We start from the raw sequence: 15524 nt of genomic DNA, 5'->3' as shown, positions 1-15524 counted from the left end.
TTTTTTTCTTTTACCGGTAATATTCCCGGCTGCCGGGAACCTGTACCACCCGTTGGGTTTTGATGAATCGCTTTACCAGTAAAAAGCCAACTATAAAGCCGCCAATATGTGCGGCATAGGCTACGCCACCGGCTTCCTGTCCACCCAGGGCACCCAGGCCATTGATCAACTGGAAAACAAACCAAAGTCCCACCATCAGGAAGGCTGGTACGGTGATGATAAAAAAGAAGATCCAAACATGGATGCCCCGACGGGGGAATAGCCGCATATAACCTGCCAAAACGCCCGAAATAGCACCTGATGCACCCAGGCTTGGGATTAAAGGGTTGTGTCCAAGGAAGAAAGTGGCAAATACATGTGCCAGCGCTGCCAGTATGCCGCAGAGGAGGTAAAACAGCAGGTAATTTCGGTGGCCCATCACATTCTCCAGGTTGTCGCCAAAAATGACGAGGTACATCAGGTTGCCCACCAGGTGGGCCAGCCCGCCATGCATGAACATGGAAGTGATCAGGGTGAAATACACCGGTATGGGTGTAGGCTGCAGGCCCGGCATTTCAAACCGCTGCCCCGTATAGGGGTCCTCCATGATGCGCGATTGGGTGATGATGTCGGCGCCGGAAAGGATTTCGCCCGGAACGGTGGAAAAGGCATAGGTAAACCCGATATCGCGGCCAAATGCCTGGAAGAAAATAAACACCAGGATATTGGTGGCGATGAGCAGGTAATTGATATAGGGCGTGATGCGCCGGTCGCGGTTGTCGTCGCCTATCGGAATAAACATGAACCAGTGATTTGAAGGATTTTTAAAGGATTTACAGGAGGCTTCTAATATGTTCCCGGGTACTTGTTTCACACGATGCTATGACAAAAGCATTTGCTTTTACATGGGTTTTTTGAATGCCAGATTACCTGCCACGCAGGCTTCAAATTGGTACCAAAGTGAAAAGTTGGATAAGCTTATTTCAACAACAGCATGCGTACATATGACCCAGTGGGAAGGAGCAAAGATTATTCCCGGTCTTGCTCCTATGTAATTTGAGCCATACTGCAGCTAGGTTCCTACATCCGGAGTTAACATCCTTCCCGAATTCTGTTCATCACTGGTCAAATGAAAAGTCCCACCCCAGGGGGCAGGACTTACACGATATGCTGAATTAGGTTGGATTAATAACCGCCGCCGTCGCGGAAGCCGCCTTTTTTGAAGCCACCACCGCCAGAGCCACCAGAGCCGCCGCGGAAACCGCCGCCACCACCGCCGTTGCCGCCACGGAAGCCACCGCCTCCGCCGCTGCCACCACGGAAGCCACCGCCTCCACCGCCGCCGAAGCTCTTCTTGTAGCCACCGCCACCACCAGAGCCGCCTTCTTTGGGACGCGACTCATTAACCACCAGGTTGCGTCCGTCTACTTCGGCGCCGTTGAGCTCCGCAATAGCAGCTTGTGCCTGTTCGTCGTTGGGCATTTCTACAAAACCGAAGCCCTTGCTGCGGTTGGTGAACTTGTCCATTACAATTTTTGCAGATGATACTTCACCATAGGGGGTGAACAGACCCTGGAGGTCCTGGTCTTTCAGGTTCCAGCTGAGATTTCCAACGTAAATGTTCATTGTGCGAATTTTTAGTTAGTGCCTACCGTTCGCCGCGAACAATGAACAAAAATCGTTCAATGAAAAGCTGAACCAGGAAGAACACTCGTGCCTAACGAATATAACTGAATTCTTTTGAATAAATATTATGCCCCGGGCAAAAGAAATTTCCCGTTTCGCATTTGGGATTAGGGCAGATAAGGTCCTGATTACAGGGGTTTAGGAATGCCCAAGCCCCATGAGGTAAGGGCTGTAGGTGCATGTAAAAGCCGTTCAGCCTGTTTGGCCGCTTTCGGAAGGAATGGGAGGCCAGTAAAATGGGATTCCAGGCTTCCCATAAACGAAACAGGGCCTGCACTTGCGTGCAGGCCCTGTTTAATAAAGATGAGGTGTAAATTACTCACCCACAACCTCAAATTCCACTTCGGTAGATTTACCGTTGCCGAAATCGATGGTGGCTTTGTAAGTACCCAGTTCTTTAACGTCGTCACCAATGGTGATCTTGCGGCGGTCGATCTCGTAACCTTTCTGGTCACGGATGGCGCGGCTGATCTGCAGGGAGGTGATGCTACCGAAGATCTTTCCGCTGGTACCGGTTTTGGCACCAACTTTCAACGGCGACTCTTGCAGTTTAGCAATTACGCTGTTGATCTCGGCCAGCATGGCAGCTTCCTTCTTGGCGGCTACTTTCTGGCGCTCGGCCAGCTGCTTGCGGTTAGAAGGGTTAGCTTCTACAGCAAAGCCCTGGGGGATGAGGAAGTTACGGGCATAACCGTTCTTCACTTTAACCAGTTCGTTCTTGCCGCCCAGGTTGTCTACGTCTTGAATGAGGATGATATCCATTGTCGTTGTTGTTTTACCAATCCTGCTTGCGGCAGGACTGTCTTCACCACGCCAAAGGCGGATGAATTAGGTGATGATTCTTATTTCAGCAGATCGGTAACGTAAGGCAGGAGGGCCATCTGGCGGGCCTTCTTGATTGCGTCGCCAACCAAGCGCTGGTACTTCAGCGAGTTACCGGTGATACGGCGGGGCAACATTTTACCCTGCTCGTTCAGGAACTTTTTCAGGAACTCTACATCTTTATAATCGATGTAGCGGATGCCATACTTTTTGAAGCGGCAGAATTTCTTGGGGCGCTTCTCCTGCTTAATGGCCGTCAGGTATTTGATTTCATTTGGTCTAGGCATTGTTTACCTCCGCTGCTTTTTCATTTCCGGTAGGTACGCCACTACGCTTTTTCTGGTTGTACTCAACGGCGTATTTGTCGAGTTTGGTTACCATGTGACGCAGAACGCTCTCGTCACGCAGAAGCTGGATTTTCAGCTTCTCATTGAAGTCGGATGACGCAGTAAATTCCAACACCCAGTACAAACCAGTGGTTTTTTTCTGGATGGGATACGCCAGTGATTTCAGTCCCCATGGGTTTTCAGCTACGATCTGACCACCGTTGTCGGTAACCAGGGTAGTGAATTTCTTCTGAGCGGCTTTGAATTCATCGTCGCTCAGAACAGGGGTAAAAATCACCATCAATTCATAATTGTTCATGATCCCTGTTTAAGGTTTAAAAATAAATGAGGCGCAAAGGTAGGGGAAAAGACGGAAAAGACAGCAGGGACGGGAAAGACAGTAAAGAAGGGGGTGTTAAAAAGAGTCCGGAAAGTCAGTAAAGTCCGGAAAGACAGTAAAGACGGGAAAGACAGAAGAGACAGTAAAGACAGAAGAGATAGTAAAGAGAAGGTGATCCCAGATAGCAGTAAGAAATTTCCAAATACCAACAACGTCTTTCCGGACTTTCCGGACTTTACTGACTTTTCCGTCTTTACTGTCTTTCCCGTCTCCTCCCTACTCACTTTCCCTCACATCCAGCACTTTCAACTGTAAGTTCTTTTCGCCGTTCCACTCGTTCACGTCTATTTTAAATACCAGGTCGAAAGGATTACCGGAGGCTACGATGGGCCAGCGGTCGGCAAGCCCGAAGCCAATACCGGTAAGGCTAACGCCTTCCTGTTTTACCACAAAACGCAGGTGCGCATCTTTAACCACTTTGCTGTAGCCGCTGTTGGTTACCCTGCGGGCCATAAAGGTGGGGCTCATATTATCGGGGCCAAATGGCTCCATCTGGCATAGGATGTCGTAAAAAGGCCAGCGGATGTCCTTGAACTGGATCTCGGCATCGATAACGATTTCCGGTATCAGCAGTTCGGGGTGGATGGAGGCTTCCACCACTTCTTCAAAGCGCTGCTGGAACTCGGAAACCTTTTCGGGTGCCAGGGTCATGCCCGCAGCGTAAAAATGGCCACCATAACCCAGCAGCAGGTCCTTGCACTGGTGGATGGCTTCGTACACATTGAAGCCCGTTACGCTCCGCGCCGATCCGGCCACGTATTCACCCGAACGGGTAAGCACGATGGTGGGACGGTAATAATGATCGATTAGCCGGGAGGCTACAATACCCACCACACCCTTATGCCAGTGCGGTTGAAAAAGCACGGTGCTTTTCCGGTGGGTCATGAGTTCATCCCCCTGGATAAGGGCCAATGCTTCCTCTGTAATATTGGTATCCGCTTCGCGGCGGTCTTTATTGTCGCTATTTAGCTGTTCGGCCTTTTCAAGCGCCTTTTCATAGGTGGGCGCAACAAACATTTCCACTGCCTTGCGGGCATCGTCCATGCGGCCGGCAGCATTTACTCTGGGGGCAATCAGGAAAACAAGGTTGGAAATATGGAGTAAACCCTGGAACTCGCTGAGGTGGGTAAGCGCCTTGATGCCGAAGTTGGGATCCTCATTGGCTTTCTTCAGGCCATAATAGGCCAGTATCCTGTTCTCTCCTGTAATGGGTACAATATCGGCCGCGATGGCGGTAGCCACCAGGTCGAGGTATTTATAAACGGTATCATCGGGCAGGCCCAGTTTCAGGGCAAGAGCGGTAATCAGTTTGAACCCAACGCCACAGCCGCACAACTCCTTGTAGGGGTAACCGCAGTCTTTTTGTTTGGGGTTGAGGATGGCTACTGCCGGGGGCAGCTGTTCATCGGGCAGGTGGTGATCGCAAACAATGAAATCGATACCTAACGATTTGGCATAACCGATTAGTTCGACCGATTTGATGCCGCAGTCGAGTGATATTATCAGGCTAAAACCAGCTGTTTTGGCGAAGTCAATACCAGCCTTGCTTACCCCGTACCCTTCGCGGTAACGATGGGGGAGGTAAAAATCGGTATCGTCATGCAGTTTTTTGAGCAGCTGGTACACACAGGCTACCGCCGTGGTGCCATCCACGTCATAATCGCCAAACACCAGGATCTTTTCGCCATGGGCAAAAGCCTGGAGGATGCGCTCCACCGCCTTGTCCATGTCCTTCATCAGCCAGGGGCTGTGCAGCTGGTCCAGCCGGGGTCGGAAAAATGACTTTGCGGAATCAAAGGTATAAATGCCTCTTTGTGCCAGGATATCGCACAATACAGGATGCACCTTGAGGTCGGCCTGCAGGGCAGCCGCCAAGGTTTCATCCGCTTTATTGATGCGCCATCTTTTCTGTGCCGGCATGGGAGGATTAGTATTTTCTGTCGGATACAAAGTTAACCAGCTCTTCCAATCCATCCCGGATAGGGGAGGGCGGAAAAGTGTGCAATATCGTTAAAGCATCCTGCTTGTAGGCATTCATTTTATTTATGGTATACTGAATGCCTCCGGATTGGTTAACCACGTCAATTACCCGCGCTACCTTATCCTTGCGGGTGTTTTGGTTTTTGATGATGTATATAAGTTCCTTGCGGGTTTGCTTATCTACATTGTTGAGGGTGTATATGAGGGGAAGGGTAAGTTTCTTTTCCTTGATATCATTGCCGGTGGGCTTGCCCACGTTATCGGCAGTATAATCAAACAGGTCGTCTTTGATTTGGAAGGCCATGCCCACGGCATCGCCAAAGGCCCGCATTTTGTCGGTTTGGCCTTCATCACCGGTGGTGCTCCAGGCGCCGGCAGCGCAGGCCGATGCCAGCAGGGATGCGGTTTTGGCGCGGATGATCTCGTAGTAAACCTGCTCGTCCAGGTTCAGCGACCGCGACTTTTCCATCTGCAGCAGCTCGCCTTCACTCATCTTGCGCACGGCTTCAGAAAGCAGTTGGAGGATGCGGAAATCATTATTGTCCAAAGAAAGCAACAAGCCCTTGGCCAGCAGGTAGTCGCCAACCAGTACCGATACCTTGTTTTTCCATAAAGCATAAACTGAGAAAAAGCCTCTACGTTCGGGTGCGTCGTCCACTACATCATCGTGTACCAGGGTAGCAGTGTGCAGGATTTCCACCAGGGATGCTGCCCGGTAGGTGGTTTCGTTGATGGTTCCGCAGAGCTTTGCCGACAGGAAAACAAACATGGGTCGGAGCTGTTTGCCTTTTCGCTTAACCATATACTGCATCACCCGGTCCAGCAGGGGCACATTGCTGTTCACGGCTTCTTTGAATTTGCCTTCAAAGATTTTCAGCTCACTTTCAATCAAGGTAACAGGTAACCGCATCCGAAAAATGGGCGAAAGGTACGACTGAAGCCAGATATAGCAAGGTGTGGTACGAGAATTGTACCGCTGAACGCAGCGAAAATGAAGGACTTTATTACCAATGCGTTGATAAATATTTTAAAAGTTTGGTAATTATAGGTCAATAATTATTTTTGCCCCGATTAGGACATTGTTTTTTAAAAATCAATCAAAAGTTATGGCAAGCAAAAAGTACTCTTTTCTTGCGGGCGCTTTATGTCTGATGGCAACAGCGGGTTTTGCTCAAACCCCTGCTACTGCCGGTGGATATTCGGCCTCCGATTCTTCCATTGTTCCTTCGCGAAGAATGCCCCAGCACACCGAGTTTATGAATGGGACCTACAACTACCCCGCAAAGCCCCGCAGTCAGTGGGAAGTGGGTATTAAGGCAGGTTCCGTAAACATTGGCGGTGACGTTTCTACTGTATTTCCCGGTTTTGGTTACGGTGTGCACATCCGCAAGGCGCTAGGTTATGTTTTCTCTTTGCGTGCCGAGTATATGAATGGTACTGCCAAAGGCCTCAACTGGCAGAGCTCCCGCAACTACTCGCTGAACGAAGCATGGCAGGGTTACACCGGCCAGCCTGTGTTTTACAACTACAAGACTACCTTGAACGACTTTGCTCTGGAAGGTATCTTCTCTTTGAACAATATTCGTTTCCATAAAGCCAAGACTGGCATCAACCCTTACCTGATGGCAGGTATCGGCTTGACCACTTATGGTGCACGTGTTGACAAACTGGCTGCTCCTGATGTAGCTTACGACTTCTCTACCATTCCCCAAGATGGTACTTACGAAAACCGCAAAGAAATCCGTGATGCCCTCCGCGACCTGCTGGATGGCGATTACGAATCTGCTGCTGAAAACGAAGGCACCAGCCGCGGCAAGTTCCTCGGTATGACTGCCATTCCTGTTGCCCACATCGGTGCAGGTATTGCTTTCAAACTGAACAACCGTTTCAACATTGCCCTGGAAGATCGTTTCACCCTTACCAAGAGCGATCTGCTCGATGGTCAGCGTTGGGCCGAGCAAGTACAAGGCAACCCTGTTCTTACCCGCGACCACGACACTTACAACTACCTGTCGCTGGGTCTGAACGTAAACCTGGGTAACAGTGCCCGCACCGTGGAGCCCCTGTACTGGCTGAATCCCCTGGAGTATCCCTACAGCGAAATCCGCAACCCCCGCCTGATGCGTCTGCCCAAGCCCGTGCTGCCCGATGCTGATGGTGATGGTGTTACCGACCAGTTTGACCTGGAGCAAACTCCCCAAGGCGTTCCTGTTGACGCACACGGTGTAAGCCGCGATACTGATGGTGATGGTGTTCCTGATGCCCGCGATAAAGAACTGGTTACCCCCACTTATTGCCAGCCTGTTGATGCTGATGGCGTAGGTAAATGCCCCTGCCCCGAAGGTTGCGGTGTTGACACTTCTGCCAACGCTTGCGCTACTACCCTCGGTGCACTGCCCAGCGTAACTTTCACCGGCAATGCCGTTCGCCTGTCAACCGATGCGCAGAGCCTGCTGGCTTCTGTAGCTGCCCGCCTCCGCAACAGCCCCGGCTGCCGCGTAGTGGTTACCGGTTACTGCGCTTCCAACAAAGCTGCTCAACAGCGCAGCTGGGATCGTGTGAACGCCGTGATCAACCACCTGGTTGAACGCGAAGGTATCTCTGCTGACCGCTTCATCTTCCAGCATGCTCAGGAAGGTGGTGACTGCAACACCGTAGACATGCGCGCTGCCGCTGCCGGTGAAGAAGGTCCCAGCAATGTACCCGCTCCTCACCCCAACCTCCGCAAAGGATAATCAAATCCAAAGCATAATAAAAAAGGCTCCTCATTGAGGGGCCTTTTTTATTGCCGGTTGCTGATCGCTGGTTGCGGGAAGCGAGTTGCCGGAAAATGAATTTTGCCCAGGTAGATATCGGGCACGGCCAAAATTCAATATGTATTTACAACGGGCAGCACCTTGAAGTTTCAGGAAAACCCGTAGCCGGGGAGCTGCAACCGGCAACAGTTTCCATTGCCAATTATCACAACATTAACGGCCTCAGCAGCAGGAGCTTAGAGAAAATCCCGAATATTTGCCCAAACTGATTAACTTTGCCCTCCTTTATGCGTTTTTTATCCGTTGCTTTATTGGTAGTTCTGCTCTCGGCATGCAATGGCATCAGTAAGGTGCTGAAAAGTACCGACCCCGAGTACAAACTGCGCATGGCCGAACAGTATTATGCCAAGCAGAAATACCTGTTTGCGCAGCAGCTGTATGAAGACGTATTGCCTTATTACAAAGGCCGTCCCGAGTTTGAGGACATTTATTATAAGTACGCCTTCACCGCTTATAACCAAAAGGATTACTTAAACGCCGAGAACCTGTTTAAAACATACCTCGAGTCTTTTCCCAATTCGCAGCGGGCTGAAGAAATCGAGTATATGCGGGCATACACTTTTTACAAGCAATCGGCAAAGGCGGAACTGGATCAGACCAATACCATGAAGGCCATGGGTATGATGCAGACCTTTATCAATACCCACCCTACTTCGGCCAAGTCGAAAGAGGCGCTGGAGATTATGGATACCCTGCGTTTGCGCCTGGAAACAAAGGATTTCAAAGCTGCCCGCCTGTATTATGATATTGGGCAGTTCAGGGCTGCGGCCGTTTCTTTCAATTCGCTCCTGAACGCTTACCCCGATACCCGCCATGGCGACGAGTACAAGCTTTGGTCCATTAAAAGCTATTTCCGCCTGGCCGAATTAAGCGTAGAAGAGAAAAAGCTGGAACGCTTTGAGAAAGTGATTGAAGAGTGCAATGATTTTAATGACCGCTTCCCCGAAAGCGGCCTGGTAAAGGAAGTAGAGAACTTTATCAACTTATCCAAAAACAATATAAAAAACGTAAGCAATGAGTCGACTAAGACGTCAACTTAGCACCAGCACCACCAATAACGTGGAAACGCGCAACCTGCAGGACCTGAAGGCTAAAACCGGCAACCTGTATCAGTCTATTGCGATTGTTGCTAAGCGTGCCAACCAGATAAATATTACCATCAAGGAAGAACTGCACAACAAACTCGAAGAGTTTGCTTCGCACACCGACAGCCTTGAAGAGATCCACGAGAACAAAGAGCAAATCGAGATCTCGCGTGCTTACGAACGTATGCCCAACCCTGCACTGCTGGCTACCCAGGAGTTCATGGAAGAAAAAGTATACTTCCGTAAGAACGAAGATGACCTGTTCAGCTAGGACCGGTGATTTGCAGGATTTTTATTGGATGCTTAGCGTCTTTAAAATCCAGACCTAATAGTAAACGGTGCCGGCTATTGCCGGCACCGTTTTGTTTATATCAGTGGCCGCTTTAACTGAAGGATATTTTCTGTACTATCTTTCCCGTCTTTTCTGACTTCACCGTCTTTCCCCTCTTCCAACTTACATTCGCATCATGATCTCCGGCAAAAAGATTCTGATTGGTATAACGGGTTCCATTGCTGCCTATAAAATGGTGCACCTGGTGCGGCTGTTGGTAAAAGCAGGCGCCGAAGTAAAAGTGGTGATGACCCCCGCCGCTACCGATTTTGTTGCCCCGCTTACCCTGTCTACCCTTGCGCACCACCCGGTGCAAAGCGAACTCTTTAAAGAAGGCGCCTGGGCCAACCATGTGATGCTGGGCCGCTGGGCCGACCTGTTCCTGGTGGCGCCGCTCAGTTGTAATACCCTGGCTAAAATGGCCAACGGTCATTGCGACAACCTTTTGCTGGCTACCTATCTTTCGGCTACCTGCCCGGTGTGGGTGGCCCCAGCCATGGATAATGATATGTGGCAGCATCCGGCCATCCAGCATAACCTGAACAGCCTGCGCAGCCATGGTTGCCATGTATTGCCGGTGGGATTTGGCGAGTTGGCCAGCGGACTTACCGGCAACGGCCGTATGGCCGAACCCGAACAGATGGTGGCCGAGATGGAAAGCTTTTTCAACGGGCAAAACAGCTTTTCCGGCAAAAAAGTACTGATCACTGCCGGGCCTACATACGAAGCCATCGACCCGGTTCGTTTCATTGGCAATCATTCTTCCGGGAAAATGGGATACGCTTTGGCCGAAACCATTGCCCGCAAAGGGGGGGCGGTAACCCTGGTTTCTGGGCCTGTGTCGCTGGCGGTGCCGGCAGGAGTGGAGTTGGTTCGGGTGCAATCGGCAGCGGAAATGCATGATGCCTGTATGAAAAGACAAGCAGATTATGACATCGCCATTCTGTCCGCTGCGGTAGCCGATTATACCCCGGAAGAGGTAGCTGCCGAAAAGATCAAAAAAAGCGAGGCCGGGCTTACACTCACCTTGCGCAAAACGCCCGATATCCTGGCAAGCCTGGGGGCGGCGAAAAAGAAAGGCCAGTTGCTGGTGGGCTTTGCTTTGGAAACCAATAATGAGCTGGCCAATGCCCGGAAAAAGCTGGAAAGCAAAAATGCCGATATGATTGTGTTGAACTCGCTCAATGATAGCGGTGCCGGTTTTGGCAAGCCAACCAATAAAATAACCCTGGTACTGGATAACGGCCGGGAACTGGCATTTGAAACAAAAACAAAAGAAGCCGTTGCCGAAGATATTGCCGGCCAGGTGCTTCAAATGATATCATGAAAAGAATCCTAGCCTTTCTGTTATTCGTGTTGTTGTGCCGGGAGGGACATGCCCAGGAACTGCAGGCCCGCCTTACGGTTGTGGCCACCCAAATCAGTTCCAATGTGGACCGGAAGGTGTTTCAGACCCTGCAGACTTCGCTCATCAATTTCCTGAATAACCGTAAGTGGACTGCTGATACCTACCTTACCCAGGAGCGGATCAAATGCAATTTCCTGCTCAACATCGAGCAGGCGCTGGGCGATAATACCTACAAGGCGTCGCTGACGGTGCAGGTAGCCCGCCCCGTGTTCAACTCGGCCTACGAGTCGCCGCTGATCAACTGGCAGGACAACGATGTGGTGTTCCGGTATGTGGAGTTTCAGCCGGTAGAGTTCAATGAAAACCGGGTGCAGGGTTCCGACCCGCTGGTGGCCAACCTGACCGCGGTAATGGCTTATTATGTGAACCTGGTGCTGGGTATGGATGCCGACTCATTTGCACCCAGCGCAGGCGAACCGTATTACCGCAGGGCCCAGAACATTGTAAACAACGCACCTGAAGGCCGCGATATCGTGGGCTGGAAAACCTTTGACGGCATCCGCAACCGCTTCCGGTTGGTAGACAACCTGACCGATAATCGCTTTAACGCCATCCACGAAGCCCTTTACGACTATTATCGCCAGGGACTGGACCAGTTTCATGAAAACGATGAAAACGCCCGTAAAGGCATCCTGAATGGCCTTAACAGCCTCAACCGCCTGAACCAGGAAATACCCAACAGCATGGCCATCCAGTTTTTCTTTGGGGGTAAAAGCAATGAGCTGGTTAGAATTTTCAGTAAAGCCACGCCATCCCTGAAAGCCCAGGCCCGCGAACTGCTGGCCCGACTCGATGCGCCTAATACCAATGCCTACAACGAATTGAAATGATACGTTACCTTTTTTTTCTGCTAGTATTAGCGGCCTGTGGCAGCAAGCCCGAAGTGCCGGAAAATATACTGCCGCCCGCAAAGATGGAGGCCATTACCTGGGACATGATCCGCGCCGATGGCTTATTGTCCCACACCATCCCTGCTGATACCATCACACCTGCCTATGATAAGCGCATCCAGCTGTACCAGGAGGTTTTTCGCATGCATGGCATTAACCAGACAGATTTCAAGCGCAGTTTTATTTTTTATAAAAATCGTCCCGACCTGCTGAAGGTAGTGTTCACCGACATGGTAAAAAAAGCGGAGAAATTGCCGGAAGTAAAAAAGGATACTGCCAGGGCAAAGCCTGTTATATAAGCAGGATGCATTTTTCAAATGTCGTTTTACAAGTTGCGAACGGTATTCTGATTTGGGATCATAGACGACTCTTAGTCTTGGCGTCTGTTGTCCGTGGTCTGTTTTTCAACATTCGTAATAATTTATACCGGTATAAAACATCTATGGCAGCCGCACCAGCGGCTGTTTTTGTTTTCAACAATTGTTTCGGTAAAATGGACAGCATTTCTTTCTCTTGTCGTCCGTGGTCCGTTGCCTGTCGGCTCGCCTCCTTTCCGCTTGCTTAATCGGTATAACACTTACATTTAATCCATGAACAAAGTATTTGCGCATGCAATGGAAGCGCTGCATGATGTAAGCGATGGTGCTACCCTGATGCTCGGCGGCTTTGGCCTGTGCGGTATTCCTGAAAACAGTATTGCTGCCCTGGTGGAAAAAGGGGTATCAGGACTTACCTGTATTTCCAATAATGCCGGTGTGGACGATTTCGGGCTGGGGCTGCTGCTGCAACGGCGGCAGATTAAAAAGATGCTCAGCTCTTACGTAGGGGAGAATGCCGAATTTGAGCGGCAGCTGCTCAGTGGTGAGCTGGAGGTGGACCTGATACCACAAGGAACCCTTGCCACCCGCATACAGATGGCGGGGATGGGTATTCCAGCTTTCTTTACCCCTGCCGGTGTGGGTACCGAAATAGCCGAAGGCAAAGAGACTCGAACGTTTGATGGCAAAACCTACCTGATGGAGCTGGCCCTGCATGCCGATTTCGCCCTGGTAAAAGCCTGGAAGGGCGACCGCTATGGCAACCTTGTTTTCCGCAAAGCCACCCGCAACTTTTCTACTTCCATGGCCCGCGCAGGTAATATCACCATTGCTGAAGTAGAAGAACTGGTGGAACCCGGTATGCTGGATCCCGACGAAATTCATGTACCCGGTATTTATGTGCACCGCATTTTCCAGGGCACCGGCTACGAAAAAAGAATTGAAAGGAGAACCCTGGCAAAAGCCCAGGTTTAAAACCTTGAATTCCATACTGCCTCGCATCTTGGCCGTTTGCCATTTAACCTGATCCTCATCACCTCTTTTCCATCAATCTGCCATATGCCCTTTGATAAATTTGGAATAGCACAACGAATAGCACAGGAACTTAAAGACGGTATGTATGTCAATCTTGGCATTGGCATTCCTACCCTGGTGGCCAACTATATACCTGAAGGCATGACTGTTATGCTGCAGAGCGAAAACGGGATGCTGGGTATGGGGCCTTATCCCACCGAAACCGAGCTGGATCCGGACCTCATTAACGCGGGAAAAGAAACGGTGACCATTTTGCCCGGAGGCGCCTTTTTCGATTCGGCTGAAAGCTTTGGCATGATCCGCGCCGGCAAGGTAGACCTGACGGTGCTGGGTGCCATGGAGGTAAGCGATACCGGCGATATCGCCAACTGGAAAATTCCCGGCAAAATGGTAAAAGGCATGGGCGGCGCCATGGATCTTGTGGCTTCTGCCCGCAACATCATCGTTGCCATGATGCATACCAATCCTAAGGGAGAAAGCAAGCTGCTGCGCACATGCACCCTTCCGCTTACCGGTGTAGGCTGTGTAAAAAGAATAGTAACCGATCTGGCTGTGCTGGATGTAACCCCCAACGGCTTTCAGCTGGTAGAACTGGCACCCGGTGTAACGGAAGAAGAAGTAAGGGCAAAGACGGAGGGGAGGTTGCTCCCCTTGTCTCCAAAAGAGGAAGCTTAGGCCGGAGTATCCGTATTTGTGGTAACATTCATTTATGTTAACAGAATGGGAACACGGATTAAATGGATAGAACGGATGTAAACGGATATCCGTTCTATCCGTGTTCCAAAATGATGATTGCATTGCAGAACAAACGCATGTAAATAGAAATATCGTTCCTATACAATTGAAAGCTAGGAAAACAACAAGGCCACCCTATAACAGAGTAGCCTTGTTGTTTATAACGATATCTGGCCTAAGTTCCCCCTTCAGGGAGACAGGGGGTATCAATCCACCAAATTATTCTTCACTGCAAAAAACACCAGTCCCGCGGTGTTCTTGGTGCCAAAGCGCTCCATCAGGCGGTCTTTGATGGCTTCAACCGTTCGGGGGCTGATCTCCATTTTCTGGGCTATTTCCTGGGCTGTAAACTCCAGGCAAATGAGCTGGAGCACTTCCTGCTCCTTGGGGTTCAGGCTTATTTCGTGGGTTAGCGATGGCAGGGTACGCTGTCTTGCATGCGACCGCTTCAGCAGGATGCGGTTCACGAAATTATTGAGGTAATAACCCTTTTCCTGCACATCCATGATGGCCTTGCGTATTTCACCGGGTTCGGCGTTTTTCAACAGGTAGCCATGGGCACCGTTCTCCATCAGGTGGTACACAAAACGCTCGTCCTCAAACATGCTGAGCACAATGACATGTATGTGCGGAAACTGCCTGCTCAGCACACGGGTGGTTTCAATGCCATCCTTCACGGGCATCCGCAAGTCCATCAGTACCACATCGGGGCTGGTGGTGGCAATATGCTGTAACAGGTCATCGCCGTTTTCCGCTTCCTGCACAAACCGGATATTGTTATAAGGGCGCAGCGATAACACGACGCCTTTCCGGAAAATTTTGTGATCATCTGCAATAGCTACTTTAATCAGCTCCATACTTCACTCAGGTATCGTACTTTATTTATGGTTGGGAAAAATGCTCGGTGGGAACTTCAATAGTGATCTGGTAGTATTTGCTGGCATTGTCTTTTTCAAAGAAAATGCTGCCTTGCGCCACTTTCAGCCTGCTGCTGATATTCTTCAAGCCCAGGCCATTGGCACTTTTGTTCATCTCTTCAAAGTCGGCCTGTACCAGCCCGTGGCCATCGTGCTGCAGGCACAACACAAATACGCCGTCCCGCTGGTTCTGACTCAGGCGGATAAAAGATGACTGGCTATGTTTCAAAATATTGTTCAACAGTTCCTGTACCACGCGAAACAGGTTGAGTTCGATTTCCATAGGCAACCGCTGTCCATACTCGTGAAACCGGCTAAACGCCTGTATGGCACCCGAGTTGGAAATTTTGTAGAACATATCATTCACTGCCGACTCCAGGCCAAAATTCTTAAGGGTAGGAGGCATGAGGCTATGGCTGATATTACGCACCAGCTGAATGGTATCATCCAGTATCTGCCGGGCCTGGAAAATGGATTGCAACTGGCTTTCCTTATCCATGTTCACCAGGTTTTCGGTGAGGTATAAACGGGCGGTAGCCAGCAGCGGGCCGGCATCATCGTGCAGGTCGGCGGCAATGCGCTGGCGTTCGGCTTCCTGCAGGTGAATGGATGCCTTGAGCAGGATTTTCTGCTGCTCCTGCTCCATGCGTTGCAATTGCAACTGGTACCGGATAACGCGGCGCTGGTGAAAGATGATAAAGAGGATCAGGCCAATGGTTAGTACCAGCATACCCAGGGTGCCCAGAAAAAGGACCAGCGAAATGCCATTGGTGGCGGTTGTCTGCAATAAAAACATT

General features: G+C 50.5%; 17 protein-coding genes. 8 read left to right on the top strand and 9 right to left on the bottom strand.

What is annotated here, in order from left to right:
* Positions 1-10 precede the first annotated feature (10 nt).
* The 7 genes from BUE76_RS18455 to BUE76_RS18420 all read right to left on the bottom strand — a co-directional run bounded on the left by BUE76_RS18455 (position 11) and on the right by BUE76_RS18420 (position 6085).
* On the bottom strand, positions 11-781 hold the full coding sequence (locus BUE76_RS18455; protein ID WP_073043570.1) for a rhomboid family intramembrane serine protease: 771 nt from the start codon (positions 779-781) through the stop codon (positions 11-13).
* A gap of 383 nt (positions 782-1164) precedes the next feature.
* The gene (locus BUE76_RS18450; protein WP_073043568.1) at positions 1165-1605 is read right to left on the bottom strand and encodes an RNA recognition motif domain-containing protein; all 441 of its coding nucleotides are present in this window, start codon (positions 1603-1605) and stop codon (positions 1165-1167) included.
* Between the two features lie 375 nt (positions 1606-1980).
* Complete coding sequence (gene rplI, locus BUE76_RS18440; RefSeq protein ID WP_073043564.1) at positions 1981-2427, bottom strand: 50S ribosomal protein L9; 447 nt, start codon at positions 2425-2427, stop codon at positions 1981-1983.
* Positions 2428-2507: 80 nt separating this feature from the next.
* Complete coding sequence (gene rpsR / locus BUE76_RS18435; RefSeq protein ID WP_073043562.1) at positions 2508-2774, bottom strand: 30S ribosomal protein S18; 267 nt, start codon at positions 2772-2774, stop codon at positions 2508-2510.
* Positions 2767-3132 carry a 30S ribosomal protein S6 gene (gene rpsF / locus BUE76_RS18430; protein ID WP_073043560.1) on the bottom strand — a complete coding sequence of 122 codons (366 nt, stop codon included), beginning with the start codon at positions 3130-3132 and terminating at the stop codon, positions 2767-2769. Before rpsF ends, rpsR begins: the two co-directional genes overlap by 8 nt.
* A 297-nt stretch (positions 3133-3429) precedes the next feature.
* Entirely contained in the window at positions 3430-5133 is a 1704-nt protein-coding gene (gene recJ, locus BUE76_RS18425; protein WP_073043558.1) for a single-stranded-DNA-specific exonuclease RecJ, read from the bottom strand.
* 7 nt (positions 5134-5140) lie between these two features.
* On the bottom strand, positions 5141-6085 hold the full coding sequence (locus BUE76_RS18420) for a polyprenyl synthetase family protein (protein WP_245798360.1): 945 nt from the start codon (positions 6083-6085) through the stop codon (positions 5141-5143).
* A gap of 214 nt (positions 6086-6299) precedes the next feature.
* Between BUE76_RS18420 and BUE76_RS18415 the strand changes: the two genes are divergently transcribed.
* The 8 genes from BUE76_RS18415 to BUE76_RS18380 all read left to right on the top strand — a co-directional run bounded on the left by BUE76_RS18415 (position 6300) and on the right by BUE76_RS18380 (position 13750).
* Positions 6300-7928 (top strand): OmpA family protein, encoded by a 1629-nt coding sequence (locus tag BUE76_RS18415; RefSeq protein WP_073043554.1) that lies wholly within the window; start codon positions 6300-6302, stop codon positions 7926-7928.
* A gap of 308 nt (positions 7929-8236) precedes the next feature.
* Positions 8237-9049 (top strand): outer membrane protein assembly factor BamD, encoded by an 813-nt coding sequence (locus BUE76_RS18410; RefSeq protein ID WP_073043551.1) that lies wholly within the window; start codon positions 8237-8239, stop codon positions 9047-9049.
* Positions 9024-9365 carry a DNA-directed RNA polymerase subunit omega gene (locus BUE76_RS18405; RefSeq protein ID WP_073043548.1) on the top strand — a complete coding sequence of 114 codons (342 nt, stop codon included), beginning with the start codon at positions 9024-9026 and terminating at the stop codon, positions 9363-9365. Before BUE76_RS18410 ends, BUE76_RS18405 begins: the two co-directional genes overlap by 26 nt.
* A 196-nt stretch (positions 9366-9561) precedes the next feature.
* Positions 9562-10752 (top strand): bifunctional phosphopantothenoylcysteine decarboxylase/phosphopantothenate--cysteine ligase CoaBC, encoded by a 1191-nt coding sequence (gene coaBC / locus BUE76_RS18400; RefSeq protein WP_073043546.1) that lies wholly within the window; start codon positions 9562-9564, stop codon positions 10750-10752.
* A complete protein-coding gene (porD, locus tag BUE76_RS18395; protein ID WP_073043543.1) occupies positions 10749-11663 on the top strand; it encodes a type IX secretion system protein PorD in 915 nt (304 codons plus the stop codon). Before coaBC ends, porD begins: the two co-directional genes overlap by 4 nt.
* A complete protein-coding gene (locus tag BUE76_RS18390; RefSeq protein ID WP_073043541.1) occupies positions 11660-12022 on the top strand; it encodes a DUF4296 domain-containing protein in 363 nt (120 codons plus the stop codon). The genes porD and BUE76_RS18390 overlap by 4 nt, the downstream gene beginning before the upstream one ends.
* A gap of 291 nt (positions 12023-12313) precedes the next feature.
* Positions 12314-13015: a CoA transferase subunit A gene (locus BUE76_RS18385; RefSeq protein WP_073043539.1), complete on the top strand. Its 702-nt coding sequence runs from the start codon at positions 12314-12316 to the stop codon at positions 13013-13015.
* Between the two features lie 84 nt (positions 13016-13099).
* Entirely contained in the window at positions 13100-13750 is a 651-nt protein-coding gene (locus BUE76_RS18380; RefSeq protein WP_073043537.1) for a CoA transferase subunit B, read from the top strand.
* Between the two features lie 266 nt (positions 13751-14016).
* Here the strand turns inward: BUE76_RS18380 and BUE76_RS18375 are convergent, their stop codons facing one another.
* Positions 14017-14667: a response regulator transcription factor gene (locus BUE76_RS18375; protein ID WP_073043534.1), complete on the bottom strand. Its 651-nt coding sequence runs from the start codon at positions 14665-14667 to the stop codon at positions 14017-14019.
* A gap of 25 nt (positions 14668-14692) precedes the next feature.
* The gene (locus BUE76_RS18370) at positions 14693-15523 is read right to left on the bottom strand and encodes a sensor histidine kinase (RefSeq protein WP_073043532.1); all 831 of its coding nucleotides are present in this window, start codon (positions 15521-15523) and stop codon (positions 14693-14695) included.
* Between the last annotated feature and the right edge of the window lies 1 nt (position 15524).

This window comes from Cnuella takakiae, assembly GCF_001953305.1.
Taxonomy (GTDB): Bacteria; Bacteroidota; Bacteroidia; order Chitinophagales; family Chitinophagaceae; genus Flavisolibacter; species Flavisolibacter takakiae.
The sequence above is the reverse complement of the archived record's forward strand: the minus strand, read 5'-3'. Positions and strand labels throughout refer to the sequence as shown.

What these genes read in the sequence shown, in the direction of transcription:
- BUE76_RS18370 (WP_073043532.1), bottom strand. Translation starts at nt 15,523, where the DNA reads ATGTTTTTATTGCAGACAACCGCCACCAATGGCATTTCGCTGGTCCTT.
- BUE76_RS18455 (WP_073043570.1), bottom strand. Translation starts at nt 781, where the DNA reads ATGTTTATTCCGATAGGCGACGACAACCGCGACCGGCGCATCACGCCC.
- rpsF (WP_073043560.1), bottom strand. Translation starts at nt 3,132, where the DNA reads ATGAACAATTATGAATTGATGGTGATTTTTACCCCTGTTCTGAGCGAC.
- BUE76_RS18390 (WP_073043541.1), top strand. Translation starts at nt 11,660, where the DNA reads ATGATACGTTACCTTTTTTTTCTGCTAGTATTAGCGGCCTGTGGCAGC.
- BUE76_RS18375 (WP_073043534.1), bottom strand. Translation starts at nt 14,667, where the DNA reads ATGGAGCTGATTAAAGTAGCTATTGCAGATGATCACAAAATTTTCCGG.
- BUE76_RS18450 (WP_073043568.1), bottom strand. Translation starts at nt 1,605, where the DNA reads ATGAACATTTACGTTGGAAATCTCAGCTGGAACCTGAAAGACCAGGAC.
- BUE76_RS18405 (WP_073043548.1), top strand. Translation starts at nt 9,024, where the DNA reads ATGAGTCGACTAAGACGTCAACTTAGCACCAGCACCACCAATAACGTG.
- rplI (WP_073043564.1), bottom strand. Translation starts at nt 2,427, where the DNA reads ATGGATATCATCCTCATTCAAGACGTAGACAACCTGGGCGGCAAGAAC.
- BUE76_RS18415 (WP_073043554.1), top strand. Translation starts at nt 6,300, where the DNA reads ATGGCAAGCAAAAAGTACTCTTTTCTTGCGGGCGCTTTATGTCTGATG.
- BUE76_RS18385 (WP_073043539.1), top strand. Translation starts at nt 12,314, where the DNA reads ATGAACAAAGTATTTGCGCATGCAATGGAAGCGCTGCATGATGTAAGC.
- BUE76_RS18410 (WP_073043551.1), top strand. Translation starts at nt 8,237, where the DNA reads ATGCGTTTTTTATCCGTTGCTTTATTGGTAGTTCTGCTCTCGGCATGC.
- coaBC (WP_073043546.1), top strand. Translation starts at nt 9,562, where the DNA reads ATGATCTCCGGCAAAAAGATTCTGATTGGTATAACGGGTTCCATTGCT.
- BUE76_RS18380 (WP_073043537.1), top strand. Translation starts at nt 13,100, where the DNA reads ATGCCCTTTGATAAATTTGGAATAGCACAACGAATAGCACAGGAACTT.
- recJ (WP_073043558.1), bottom strand. Translation starts at nt 5,133, where the DNA reads ATGCCGGCACAGAAAAGATGGCGCATCAATAAAGCGGATGAAACCTTG.
- porD (WP_073043543.1), top strand. Translation starts at nt 10,749, where the DNA reads ATGAAAAGAATCCTAGCCTTTCTGTTATTCGTGTTGTTGTGCCGGGAG.
- rpsR (WP_073043562.1), bottom strand. Translation starts at nt 2,774, where the DNA reads ATGCCTAGACCAAATGAAATCAAATACCTGACGGCCATTAAGCAGGAG.